This is a genomic window from Qingrenia yutianensis (assembly GCF_014385105.1).
Classification (GTDB): domain Bacteria; phylum Bacillota; class Clostridia; order UMGS1810; family UMGS1810; genus Qingrenia; species Qingrenia yutianensis.
The window spans coordinates 369,311-381,958 of sequence record NZ_JACRTE010000001.1 but is presented as its reverse complement, the minus strand read 5'-3'; the positions used below and the strand labels follow the sequence as shown (position 1 = coordinate 381,958).

At 40.9% G+C, this 12,648-nt stretch carries 11 protein-coding genes and 1 pseudogene; 10 read left to right on the top strand and 2 right to left on the bottom strand.

Annotated elements, in window-relative coordinates:
• Positions 1-142 precede the first annotated feature (142 nt).
• Together H8706_RS01725 and fucI are read left to right on the top strand one after the other, a co-directional pair.
• Entirely contained in the window at positions 143-841 is a 699-nt protein-coding gene (locus H8706_RS01725; RefSeq protein ID WP_394354508.1) for a flavodoxin family protein, read from the top strand.
• Positions 842-853: 12 nt separating this feature from the next.
• Positions 854-1,063: pseudogene (gene fucI / locus H8706_RS12500) on the top strand (L-fucose isomerase); the annotation flags it as partial.
• A 113-nt stretch (positions 1,064-1,176) separates the two neighbouring features.
• Here the strand turns inward: fucI and H8706_RS01715 are convergent.
• Entirely contained in the window at positions 1,177-1,827 is a 651-nt protein-coding gene (locus tag H8706_RS01715; RefSeq protein WP_262431250.1) for an alpha/beta hydrolase family protein, read from the bottom strand.
• A gap of 305 nt (positions 1,828-2,132) precedes the next feature.
• On the opposite strand from H8706_RS01715, the gene H8706_RS01710 reads away from it, so the two are divergent.
• Together H8706_RS01710 and H8706_RS01705 are read left to right on the top strand one after the other, a co-directional pair.
• Positions 2,133-2,720, top strand: a complete 588-nt coding sequence (locus H8706_RS01710; protein WP_262431249.1) for an AraC family ligand binding domain-containing protein — start codon at positions 2,133-2,135, stop codon at positions 2,718-2,720.
• Between the two features lie 206 nt (positions 2,721-2,926).
• Entirely contained in the window at positions 2,927-3,112 is a 186-nt protein-coding gene (locus H8706_RS01705) for an alpha/beta-type small acid-soluble spore protein (RefSeq protein WP_178347283.1), read from the top strand.
• 159 nt (positions 3,113-3,271) lie between these two features.
• Here H8706_RS01705 and pgeF read toward each other — a convergent pair whose 3' ends face one another.
• Positions 3,272-4,102: a peptidoglycan editing factor PgeF gene (pgeF, locus tag H8706_RS01700; protein WP_262431248.1), complete on the bottom strand. Its 831-nt coding sequence runs from the start codon at positions 4,100-4,102 to the stop codon at positions 3,272-3,274.
• Between the two features lie 193 nt (positions 4,103-4,295).
• Here pgeF and malQ point away from each other — a divergent pair, with 193 nt between their 5' ends.
• The 6 genes from malQ (at position 4,296) to efp (ending at position 12,646) form a co-directional block, all read left to right on the top strand.
• Positions 4,296-5,729: a 4-alpha-glucanotransferase gene (gene malQ, locus H8706_RS01695; protein ID WP_262431247.1), complete on the top strand. Its 1,434-nt coding sequence runs from the start codon at positions 4,296-4,298 to the stop codon at positions 5,727-5,729.
• Between the two features lie 126 nt (positions 5,730-5,855).
• Positions 5,856-8,765 (top strand): S-layer homology domain-containing protein, encoded by a 2,910-nt coding sequence (locus tag H8706_RS01690; protein ID WP_262431246.1) that lies wholly within the window; start codon positions 5,856-5,858, stop codon positions 8,763-8,765.
• Positions 8,766-8,842: 77 nt separating this feature from the next.
• Positions 8,843-9,964, top strand: coding sequence for an AI-2E family transporter (locus H8706_RS01685; RefSeq protein WP_262431245.1), 1,122 nt, complete (start codon positions 8,843-8,845; stop codon positions 9,962-9,964).
• Positions 9,965-9,987: 23 nt separating this feature from the next.
• Positions 9,988-10,836 (top strand): TIM barrel protein, encoded by an 849-nt coding sequence (locus H8706_RS01680; RefSeq protein WP_262431244.1) that lies wholly within the window; start codon positions 9,988-9,990, stop codon positions 10,834-10,836.
• Positions 10,837-10,857: 21 nt separating this feature from the next.
• On the top strand, positions 10,858-11,916 hold the full coding sequence (locus tag H8706_RS01675) for a M24 family metallopeptidase (protein WP_262431243.1): 1,059 nt from the start codon (positions 10,858-10,860) through the stop codon (positions 11,914-11,916).
• A gap of 172 nt (positions 11,917-12,088) precedes the next feature.
• Positions 12,089-12,646, top strand: coding sequence for an elongation factor P (gene efp / locus H8706_RS01670; RefSeq protein ID WP_262431242.1), 558 nt, complete (start codon positions 12,089-12,091; stop codon positions 12,644-12,646).
• Positions 12,647-12,648 lie beyond the last annotated feature (2 nt).

The following is a 12,648-nucleotide window of genomic DNA, read 5'->3' as shown; positions in this document are numbered from 1 at the left end:
TAATCTCCCAACTTCATTTATACTATAATTATATCAGCAATTTTCAAAATTTTCAATACAGTTTTACTGTTGACAAATAAAATAAATAATATTATAATACACCTAACAAACGTTAGTTAGCAAAAAACTGGGCGGTAATAATATGAACATAACCTTAATAAAAGCGACAAACCGAAAAAACAGCAGTACATACAACGGCGCAAAATACCTTATTTCACGGCTTGATAACGTCGGAGAGGTTTTTGAATTTACACTTCCCGACGATATGCCTCATATCTGCGGGGGGTGCTATGCGTGTCTTAACGGCAAAGAGGAAAAATGCGGAGGTTTTGAATATTTAAAGCCGATAAACGATGCGATTGCAAAATCAAGTCTTATAATATTCTGCGCGCCCGTATGGTGCTTTCACGCGCCGGGGCAGATAAAATCGTTTTTAGACCACTACGGTTACAGATGGCTTGTTCACCGTCCGAATTTCGATATGGCAAACAAGCAGGCGGTCATCATCACAACGGCAGGCGGAGGCGGTATGAAGTCCGCGGTAAAAGACATCAAAGACAGTATGGACTACTGGGGCGTTGCGCGGACGCACACTGTTACGCAGTCGGTTTGGGGAACATTCTGGAACGATATGCCCGAAAAATTTAAGAAAACATTCTTGAAAAAGCTTGATAAAACAGCGTCGAAAGTAATGAAACACGCAAAAAATTTAAAGCCGTCATTTAAGGTTAAACGGCTTTATGCGATGTTTAAATTTCTGCATCTTAGCGGCAAAATGTGGAAAATAGACAACGAGTATTGGAAAGAAAACTGTAAAATTGTGCGCGATATTCTCTTTTGAAATCCCAAGCTTAAAGAAATGGGCTGGTGCGAGGAAAGCCTCGGCAGAAACGGCATAGCCGGCGGTTTTCAGGGTCAGAGAATGTGGACGGACTGGCTTCCCAACGGCGACTTTACCGAGGCGATTATGGCGTCGAGCTTTGACTGGAACGGCAAAAAAGCGCCGTTTGCTTTTGCAACCGAAAATGACACATTAAACGGCATTTCAATGCTTTTTGCCACACTTCTTACGGGCAAAGCGCCGTGTTTCCACGACGTGCGCACATACTGGTCGCCCGACTCCGTAAAAAGAGTAACAGGCAAAAAACTTGAAGGAATGGCGAAAAACGGCATAATTCACCTTATAAATTCGGGTGCAACCGCCCTTGACTGCACGGGTGCGTCAAAGGATAAAGACGGAAACGGCACCGTTAAAGAGTGGTGGAATATGACGAAGGACAGTAAAAATCTGTTTGATGAGCACTGTATGCCCGTCACGGATAAGACGCCCGAATTTCCCATACAAATAACTTTGTTTATGTCTGCATAATCGGAAAAGTGTTGTTCGGCAGTATCAAGCGCGCGCATAACGTCCCAAACTCTTTCGCCGATTGTGGTTCTGCCTATTAAAAGATTTGCCATTGTCGAAATATGACACTGCGGTCCGTGTTCATCTCCTCCGCATTCGCCGAATCCGCGCTGTTCAATGCAAAGCGCCGTATATCCCTCTTTTACCGCTCTCACGGCAAAATCGCGGTCACCGCCGTACAAAAGCTTTTCGTCGCCGTCATATTTAATTTTGCCGAGCGATATGTGCATGCCGGTTGAATGTCCTTGCAGACAAACCGCAAGCGGAAGCGGTTTTGTTATATTTTTCGGAATAACAAGGCAGGCAACAGGTTCGTATCCGGGTTCGCTCTGATATGTAAAATAAATTTCGTGCCTGTCTTCGGTATCTTCCTCGCGCGTGATTTTAAAATTCAAATCGCATTTTTGAAATTTGTCCATTCCCAAAAGAGAGAAAAGCTTTTCTTTTGCGGATTTTTTTCATTTTTCGTAATCTTCGCCGTCTTTATACTTCATCAGCGCAGTCATATTTTTTATGTAATTTTTTATATAAATTTTCGGATCGTGCATAAATACCACCTCATTTTATATTATACAATACAAAACACTTGTTTTCATCTAATATTTTGCTGAAATGTCCGAAAAACACAAAAATATTGATGCGTCTGCTGACAAACAAACGGCGGTGTGATATTTTATTTAATTACATAAACCAAACGGCGAAAAAGGTGCTATACGGGGGTGAAATGTATGCCGGAAATCTTATACCGCTTGTGCAATACAAGATTAAAAGCGATAATCTGTCGCTTCATTTTCACGAGGAATACGAAATACTGTTTGTTACCGGCGGAATGATTGAAATTACCGTAAACAACAAGGCAATTATTGCGCAAAAGGGCGATGTTATTTTCTTAAATACATACGAGTCGTACTACACCAAAGTGCTGAAAACGCCGTACAAACGGTATGTTCTGATACTTTCGCCCGACGTTTTGGAAAAGAAAATCACCGGCCTTAATATTCTCGGTATTTTTAAAAAACGTACTGCGGATTTTAAATTTTGTCTGCATTTTAACGACCGGGGAATTATAAAAAGTTTTATCGAAATGATAGTATGCGGGGCAGAGTCCGAAAAAATATCTTATGCAGTTAAGGCTCAATGCCGCGTCACACAAGCTTACAGAATTGAAAATGTGCAGTTTAAAAATATCGCGTTTTCAAATTGCCCCGAAAACGTGCAGAAATCGCTTATATCAAGTGCAGCAGATGATGACGAGAATGCGGAAATAGTTAATATTTCGTTTGGAAATGTGACGTATGATAGCGGAAGATAACATTATGAATTTTAAAAGAAAAGGTACATTATAAAAATTTGATAAAAAATTTTGTTTCGGGTGAATTTTGCAAAAGTATGTTTGCATTTATAATATGAAAAATTTTACAGAATATTTAAAAGCAAATGTAAGCACAATAATAGAGCAATAACAAATTACTTTTATTGCAAAAAACATTTTAAACCGTAAAAAGGAGTGAAAGGAAAATGGCAAAAAGTATGGTTCCCGAAGCAAAACAGGCAATGGAAAGATTTAAAATGGAAGCTGCTGCAGAAGTCGGCGTTAACTTAAAGCAGGGTTATAACGGCGACCTCACTTCCAGACAGGCAGGTTCTGTCGGCGGTCAGATGGTTAAAAAAATGATTGAGCAGTACGAAAAGAGTATGTCTTAAGTATCGCTTAATTATCGAAAGTGAATAACCCGAATTCCTATTTTGGAAATGGAATTTTCAATTTCGGATAACCAAACGCGATATAAGTTTTAACAAAACAGACTTTGATAAGGATTATTATCAAAGTCTGTTTTTCCGTTTTGCAATGTTTCCATAAAATTATTTTATTATTTCAATGACGCTTGCCATAATTCCGCGTTTTCCTCCGCTTTTTCGGTGCGAAAAAAGATTAGCAGGGTCACAGCCCGAACAAAGGTCGGATATAAGTATGTTTTCCTCGGGAACGCCCTCTTTAATCAAAAGCTGTTTATTTATTTTCGGCAAGTCCAGATAAAACTTTCCGTTTTCGCGTCTTAACGCGTCGGTTTGTGCAATGCCGGGAAATTTATTTTCAAAATCGGTAAAAAGATTTTCGTCAACTTCATAGCAGCAGCAGTGTATGCACGGTGCAATCGCAACAAAAATATTTTTCGGGTTGCTGTTATAAATTTCTTTCATTTTCTTAACCGTGAGCGGTGCAAGCTCTTTAAACGTTCCCCTCCAACCGCAGTGCGCCGCGCCGACTGCTTTGTTTTTACTGTCGGCAAAAAGGAGCGGAACACAATCTGCACCGAAAACCGTGAGCGCAACGTTCTTTTCGTTTGTCACAAGCGCGTCAACGTCCTCATAATCCGCGCTTTTCAAAATTCCTTTTCCGCGGTCGGAGGCTGTTGCAACGCGAATATTCGCATTGTGAAACTGGCTTGACGATACCATATCGTTAACGTCAATGCCGACTGCTTTTGCAAAAATTCTGAAATTTTCCCTCACCGTTTCGGTATCGTCGTCTGTATGAAAACCCAAATTCATTGACGCAAGATACGGAATTTTTGAAATTCCGCCTTTGCGCACCGAGCTTGCGTGACGCACAAAATCAAGTTTTGCAAGGTTGGGATAGGTTATATATCCAACACCGTTATTTTCGTTTATAATGCTGTTTTTACTTTCCACAAAATCACTCCTCTGCACAATTATATTACATTAAAGGGAAAATTTTGTCAATGTATTGACAATATATTTACATATTTGCCATAAAAAAGTTAAAAAAATACGTTTACAAAATGAAAAATTTGTGCTAATATAATTATTGCACCGATAAGATTACATTATATATTTATTTTTTCATCTGATTGGGGAGTTTTTATTGAGAAAAAGCGGAGTACTTATGCACATTTCCACACTTTACGGCGATTATTCGTGCGGAAGTTTCGGAAAAGAGGCAAAAGAATTTATTGATTTTTTATCCGACACGGGATTTTCCGTGTGGCAGGTCTTGCCGTTCGGCACAACGGACGAGTGCAATTCGCCGTATAAATCGTATTCGGCATTCGGCGGAAATCCGTATTTTGTTGACCTTAATTCACTGTATGAAAAAGGTTACATTACATATGACGAGTTAAACCGTCAAAAACAGAATACGCCGTATTCGTGCGAATATAAACGCTTGTTTGACGAACGTGTGACGCTTTTGTGCGATTGTGCGCAAAAAGTTCCGGACGCGGAAAGAGAAAAAATCGAAAAGTTTATTGAAGAAAACAACTATCTTGCGGACTTTTGCAAATTTATGGCGCTGAAAAGCGCAAACAGCGACGCGGAGTGGCAGAAGTGGCAAAACTTTGACATTGACGAAAAAATTTTATTCGGCTGGAAATTTATACAGTATGAATTTTTTAATCAGTGGCAGGAAATCAAAAAATATGCGAACGAAAAAAATATCAGCATAATAGGGGACATTCCGATTTATGTGTCGCAGGACAGTTGTGATGTATGGAGCAACAGGGACGAATTTTTGCTTGATGAAAAAGGCTATCCGACGTCTGTTGCGGGTGTTCCGCCCGATTATTTTTCAAAAGACGGTCAGCTTTGGGGAAATCCTTTGTACGACTGGGATAAAATGAAGAAAAACGACTGCAAATGGTGGGTTGACAGAATAAGCCATATGCTCAAAATGTTTGACGGCATACGCATTGACCATTTCAGAGGACTTGAGTCGTTCTGGTCGGTACCGGCGGACGCAAAAACCGCTGCGTCGGGCAAATGGGTGAAAGGTCCGGGACTTGATTTTATTGAAAAAATCAAAAAAACCGCGGACGGAAAAATGATAATTGCCGAGGACTTGGGCGAAATTTCAGAGGATGTGAAAAGGCTTGTCGAGGACAGCGGTTTCCCGGGTATGAGAGTTTTACAGTTCGGATTTTTGTCATACGACGACAATGTTCATCTGCCGCATAATTACATAAAAAACTGCGTCGCATACACAGGAACGCACGACAACAACACGCTTCTCGGCTATCTTTGGGAGCTTGACGCGGACAAAAAGAAATATCTATTGAAATACTGCGGATATGAAAACGAAAATTGGGAAAACGGTTTTGACAGCATTGTGCGCACGCTCTTTGCAAGCAGTGCCGACACGGTTATTCTGCCGATTCAGGATTTGTTAAAATATGGTTCGGACACGCGACTTAACACTCCCGGAACAAGCGAGAACAACTGGCTTTACCGCATTACAAAAGACCAGCTTTCGGGAATTGACAAAAACTATTACCGTGACCTTATAAAGCTTTACAAGCGGTAAAACAAAAAAATTAATGTTAAGATAATGTTACATATTTTTTTCAAACGAAATATTGTGTTGACTTATTGTACAATGTAGTGTTACAATATCACTATGTAGATATACATACTTTAGGAGGAAATGATTATGAAAAGCATCAAAAGATTAACGGCGCTCGTTACTCTCTTTGTGTTTATGCTTTCAACGTTTGCATTTACAGTAAACGCTGATTCCGCATTTACCGACGTAACAAGCGACACACAGTATGCCGATGCAATCCAGAAGCTTTATACTGACGGAATTGTTGACGGCTACGTTGCAGAGGACGGCACAAGAACATTCAAACCTCTTGACACCATCACGCGCGGTGAGTTTGCAAAGCTTTTGACAGTTGCAAAAATCAAAGACGCGGCGGCAAATCTTACGGCTGCGTCTTCGGGTTTTGCAGATGTAGACTCCGACCCGACCGTAAGCTGGACAATTCCTTACATAGACTACGCTGTTAAGGCATCTATTGTAAACGGTTATGAGGACGGCACATTCAGAGCAAAAAATACTGTTTCGTACGCAGAAGCGGTTAAAATGATTGTTTGCGCAATGGGTTATTCCACAGTTATCGAAAAAACAGATCCGTGGTATAACGGCTACATCAAGGTTGCACAGCAGATAGGCATTTTAAATCAGGCGGCAGGTTCGGCGGAAGACGCTGCGCCCAGAGGCTTGGTTGCACAGCTCATCTGCAATATGACCACTTCAAATAAAGAGATTACCGTTATTCCCGGCGGAAACACAGGCACCGGCGGCGGATTTGTCATCAAAAACAATGATGATGACGACGATGAAGAGTCGGTAATGGGTATGGTTACCGCAGTTTTCAACCAGGGTGTTGAAGGCGAAACCGGCGGTTCTATGGACGAAATCAAAATTTATGACGAGGGTGCAGGCACCGAGGCAACATATAAAATCGGCGATTTGAAAATCGACAATTTGTATCAGTATCTCGGACAGTATCTCGACGTAACATACACTGTTAAAAATTCCAAAAAAACAATAAAGCGCATTTCAACGGACGGTCTTAACAAAACCGTTGAAGTAAATGCGGACGACATCGATACAATCGACGGAAGCTATCTTGAATATTACAAAGAAGGAAGCTCCAAAACGTCGAAAGTAACATTTGCAAGCAATATGAAAATCATATACAACGGTGTCGGCGTAAGCGGTGTTAACGAAACAAAAATCAAATCGCTTTTCGATATTGACAACGGTACAATCAAATTTGTTGACGGCGACGACAACGGCAGATATGACTGCGCTTATGTTTCAACATACGAAACATTCTTTGTTGGAACAAGCGAATCGACATCTAAAACAATTACCGATAAATACGTTAAAAACGGCAACGTTTTAAAGAGCATTAAGCTTGATATGGATGCTGAAAACATTGAATACAAAACTTCAACGGGTTCGGCTGCACAGTTCGGTTCAATCAGACAGAACAGTGTTGTTTCCATTGCAATGCCCAAAGATACGGACGCTACATATGCGAAAACAACGGTAATTATTTCTACCGCAACGGCACAGGGTACCGTTAACAGTATTGATTCTGCCAACGATACCTATGAAATCGGAAGCAAAGAAGTTAAAGCGTCGCAGTATTATCTTGCACTTGTTGAGCAGGAGCCTTCACAGGAGATGAGCCGAGGTGACGTTGTAACCTGCTACCTCGACCACGAGGGCAGAATTGTTGCAATTTCTTCGACAGATACTGCAAAATACGGTTACATTGTTGATGTAATCAAACCCGAGGGTGCAAACAAAGATGATGTAAAAATCAGAATGGTAACATCTGCTTCGGCTACTCCGACGGACTACTCGTTAAAGAGCAAAGTTAAAATCAACGGTTTTGAATACAGCCCCAAAGAGATTGACACTCCTTTGTTTAAATCCGCGAGCGTTATTAACGCTAACCTGACTGATGAAAACAAACAGAGTGCGACATATTCGCAGCCGATTATTTTCAAAACCACATCGGGTGCAAGCACAACCATTGCAAGTATTACTACCGTTTCGGCGGGTATTGACGGTGAAACCGACAGCCTTGAGTATAATCTCGGTATTCCTTCAAGTCCCGATACAATGCTTAAATACAAAACAGGCGGATACTTCCAGGAGGGAACTGCACGTAAATTCAATACAAAATACACAACCTCGACAGCTACAAACACGGTATCGACAAAAGTATTCTTTGTTCCTACCGACAGAAGCGAAGAGGACGATTACGAAGTTTACACAAAAGCACCGAGCAAATTTACCGATAACAAAACATTCTACGTTAACGCGTTCAATGTTGACGCTACAACCAAAAATGCAGAAATTGTAGTTGTATACGGCGGTGCGGGTCTTGAAATCACCGGTTCTATGAAAGCGTATATGATTAAGGAAATCAAGGACGTTATTAACACCAAAGGTGATAAAGCCAAAAAGATTTACTATTACGACTTGCTTGCAAACAATACCGGCGACAACAAGAAAGTAAACGAAGTTGAAACAGACGGAAAGATTGATGTTTCGAATCTTAAGAGCGGCGACATTGTTAAATTTGCTTTGAAAGACGGTTTGGTTGGTCTTATAAATAAAGTTTGCGATGCTGATAATCTTTATGATTTGAACGGAAACGTTGCTGATTTCCACATCAATCACGCAACCGGAACAAACGGCGACCACTACAACGCATATTTCGGTGTTGTATATTCTTACGAGGACGGTCAGCTCCAGATTGTTACAAACGCTTCTGTCAAAGACATCAGCGACACTGATGGCAACTATCAGGAAAAAATTGATGCTCTTGAACCGACAATTCTTAATGTTTCGAGCTCTGTAAAAGTTACGGTTATTGATTCCTCGGCTAAAAACACGGACGATATGATCGTGTTCTACGAGAATGCGGAGTCTGTAATGCAGTCAATTACAGGCAACGGCGTAAATGAAGCTTCCAGAATTTTTGCATCGCGCAACGACGAAGGTGCTATCACAGCTATCGTAATTTTTAAATAAAAAACGGCATAAAAGCCTTAAATACCTCCCCATAATATGTGGGGAGGTATTTGTAATAAAATTTAAGGAGTGATTTTTTGAAAAACAGATTTCAAAAAAGCTATATTGCCGTTTTTATAATCGGAGTTCTGCTCATTGCGGTTTATAAAACGTTTGACAACTTCGGTGTGATTATCGACTGGTTTAAAAAGCTTTTGAAAATTCTTGCACCGTTCGGCTGGGGATTTGCAATCGCGCTTTTACTGTATCCTCTTTGCATAAAGTTTGAAACGCTATTTCATAGGTGTAAAAATAATTTTGTGCGCAAAAACAGGCGCGGTTTTGCGGTTGTGCTCACATTTGTGGTTGTCCTCGGAATTTTCGGCGCGATTATTTACTTTTTAATTCCGCCTCTTGTTAAAAACATCGGCGATTTTGTGTATCAGGTGCCTGCGCTTATTGAGCGTATGACCGACTATGTGAACAGTCTTGATATTGTGAAAATCGACCTTGATTATCTCGAAAAACTTGTAAGTGTCGATAACATTATGAAATATGTGAAATTCGAGAGCATAAATCAGTATGCGTCGGGCGTTATGGGATTTTCAGCCGCATTTGTAAATGTGTTTATGGGACTTATAATCTCGGTTTATGTCCTTCTTGACCGCGACAGATTAAAAAACACCGCAAAAAGATTTTTCAAAATTGCTGTGCGCGAAAAAACATATAACAAAGTTGCAAGATGTGTTAAAATGGCGACTGAATTTGTTTATAAATACCTCTATTGTCTGCTTATCGACGCGGTTGCTGTGTTTATCCTTTCGTTTATTGTGCTGACGATTTTAAAGGTGAAATACGCACACATTTTCGCGCTTATGCTCGGAACGTTCAATCTTATTCCGTATTTCGGCGCGATAATCGCAACGGCGCTGACGGCGATTGTAACCTGCTTTACTGCAAACTTTATGAAAGGCGTTTGGGCGGCGGCTGCACTTATAATTTTACAGCAGATTGACGCGAATGTTATTCAGCCGAACCTTGTAAACAATTCGTTTTCGATAAAGCCATTCTGGGTAATTTTTGCAATACTCGTCGGCGGCGGATTTTTCGGTATTGCCGGAATACTTCTCGCAGTGCCGATTGCGGCGCTTATAAAAACGCTTTTGTGCGAATATATGGACAAAAAAGAGGCTGAACGCGCCGAAAAACAAACTTCATAAATCAGGCAAAGGAGAATAAATTTATGGTATATTTTGGACCGAGCGGAAATTCGGAGAGTTTTTATAACGAGGGTTACAAATCGTCGCTCCAAATGCCGAAATGGCTCAAAGAAAAGGGTCTTGACGCATATGAATATCAATGCTCGAAGGGCGTGAAAATCACACAGCCGACTGCCGAAAAACTTGGAAATGAGGCGAGGGAAAACAGCATAAAATTAAGTATTCACGCACCGTATTACATTAACCTTGCAACCGACAACGAGGAAAAACGCGAAAAAAGCGTGAAATACATCACCGATACCCTTGCGGCGGCGGATTTTATGGGCGCTGACAGGATTGTTGTTCATTCGGGCGCGTGCGCGAAAATGGACAGACGCGTTGCTATGGAATATGCGAAAAAAACGCTCAAAATTGCGCTTGAACGTTCAAAAGAACTCGGGCTTTCGCACGTGCACATCTGCCCCGAAACTATGGGAAAAATAAATCAGCTCGGCGATTTGGACGAGGTTATAGAACTTTGCAGACTGGATGATTATCTTTTGCCGACGATAGATTTCGGACATCTTAATGCGCGCGGACTCGGCTCGCTTAAGGAATATTCCGACTACCTCGAAATTTTTGATAAAATCGAAAACGGCTTGGGGCACGACAGACTTAACATTTTTCATTCGCATTTCAGCCGTATCGAATTTACGCAGGGCGGTGAAAAGAAGCATCACACGCTTGCTGACACGATGTACGGTCCCGAATTTTTGCCCATTGCGGAGATAATTTATAAGAAAAATCTTTCGCCCACAATCATCTGCGAGTCGAACGGAACAATGGCGGAGGACGCTCTCGAAATGAAAAATATGTACCTTGCACAAAAATAAAGCACCGAAAGGATTTTTATAATGGCAGACGAAACGCTTTCACGAATTAAAAAACTGCGAAGTTTTCTTGTGAAAAATAAGCTTGACAGTATGCTTGTGACCGATCTTAAAAATGTTTTTTATTACAGCGGATACAAAGGCACAAGCGCATATCTTATAATCGGACTTGATTTTCTCTATCTTATTACGGATTTTCGATATATCACGCAGGCGAAAATGCAGTGTCCGCACTATGAGATCATCGACGTAAAAAGTGCCGATTTAAAGGCTATGACGGCAAATTTAAAGCATACGGGATTTGAAAATCTTTCAATTTCATATGCATCTTTTGCGAAATTTTCAAAAATTTTCAACAAGCTTGCGTGCGTCGGCGGTGCAATTTACAATTTCCGTGCAAAAAAGAGTGCGGCGGAAATTAAAAATATCAAAAAAGCGGTTGACATTGCGGACAAAGCGTTTGAGCATATTATAAAATTTGCAAAACCCGGTATGACGGAAATTGATGCTGCAAACGAAATTGACTTTTTTATGAAGAGAAACGGCGCAAGCGGAAATTCGTTTGATACAATCTGCGCGTCGGGTGCGCGCGGTGCGCTCCCTCACGGAACGCCGACGTCCAAAAAGCTTGAATACGGTGATTTGGTTGTGCTTGACTACGGCTGTGTTTACAACGGATACTGCTCGGACATTACGCGTACCTTTGCGGTCGGCGAGATTTCAGCCGAGGCAAAAAGGGTTTACGATACAGTTTTAACAGCGCAGAAAACGGCGGAGGATATGCTTAAATCGGGCGAGATGTGCTGTAATGCGCATTTTACCGCGGAGAATATCATCAACAAAGACTACGAAGGTACATTCGGTCACGCGCTCGGTCACGGGGTAGGGCTTGACATTCACGAACAGCCGACACTTTCGCCGAAAAATAAAACGATATTAAAACCCGGAAATATCGTCACGGTTGAGCCGGGCATTTATATTCCGAATTTTTGCGGTGTGAGAATTGAAGATATGGTTTGCATTAAAAAGAACGGAGTTGAAATACTCACAAAAGCGGAAAAAGATTTGAAGCATATCGGCTAAAATTCTATTATAAATTGCAAAAATTAAGGCTTATTTATGTAAAATAGGAAATATTATTGATAAATTTTAAAAAAACACTTGCTATTTTGCAAAAAATAGGTTAAAATAAATATTATGGAATTTTTGTCGGTTAAAACCGTCATTAGAATATAGTTACAGGAGGATTTTTAAAATGATTTCAGCAGGTGAATTCAGAAACGGCGTTACCTTTGAGCTTGACGGCAACGTTTTCCAGATTGTGGAATTTCAGCACGTTAAACCCGGTAAAGGCGCTGCTTTTGTAAGAACAAAACTTAAAAACGTTATCACAGGCGCGGTGGTTGAAAAAACTTTCAGACCTACCGAAAAAATGCCCAAAGCGCATATCGAAAGAAAGGACTACGAGTATTTATATACAGACGGCGAATTGTATTACTTTATGGATCAGGAAACATTCGAGCAGATGCCGCTTAACAAAGAGGCTCTCGGTGATTCGTTCAAATTCGTAAAAGAAAATATGGTTGTCAAAGTGCTTTCGTATAAAGGCAATGTTTTCGGCGTTGAACCCCCCACGTTCGTTGAACTTCAGGTTACCGAAACCGAACCGGGATTTAAGGGCGATACTTCGACAGGCGCTACAAAACCCGCAACCGTTGAAACGGGCGCGACACTTAATGTTCCGCTCTTTATCGACCAGGGCGAAATGATTAGAATTGACACAAGAACAGGCGAATATATGGAAAGAGCGTAAAG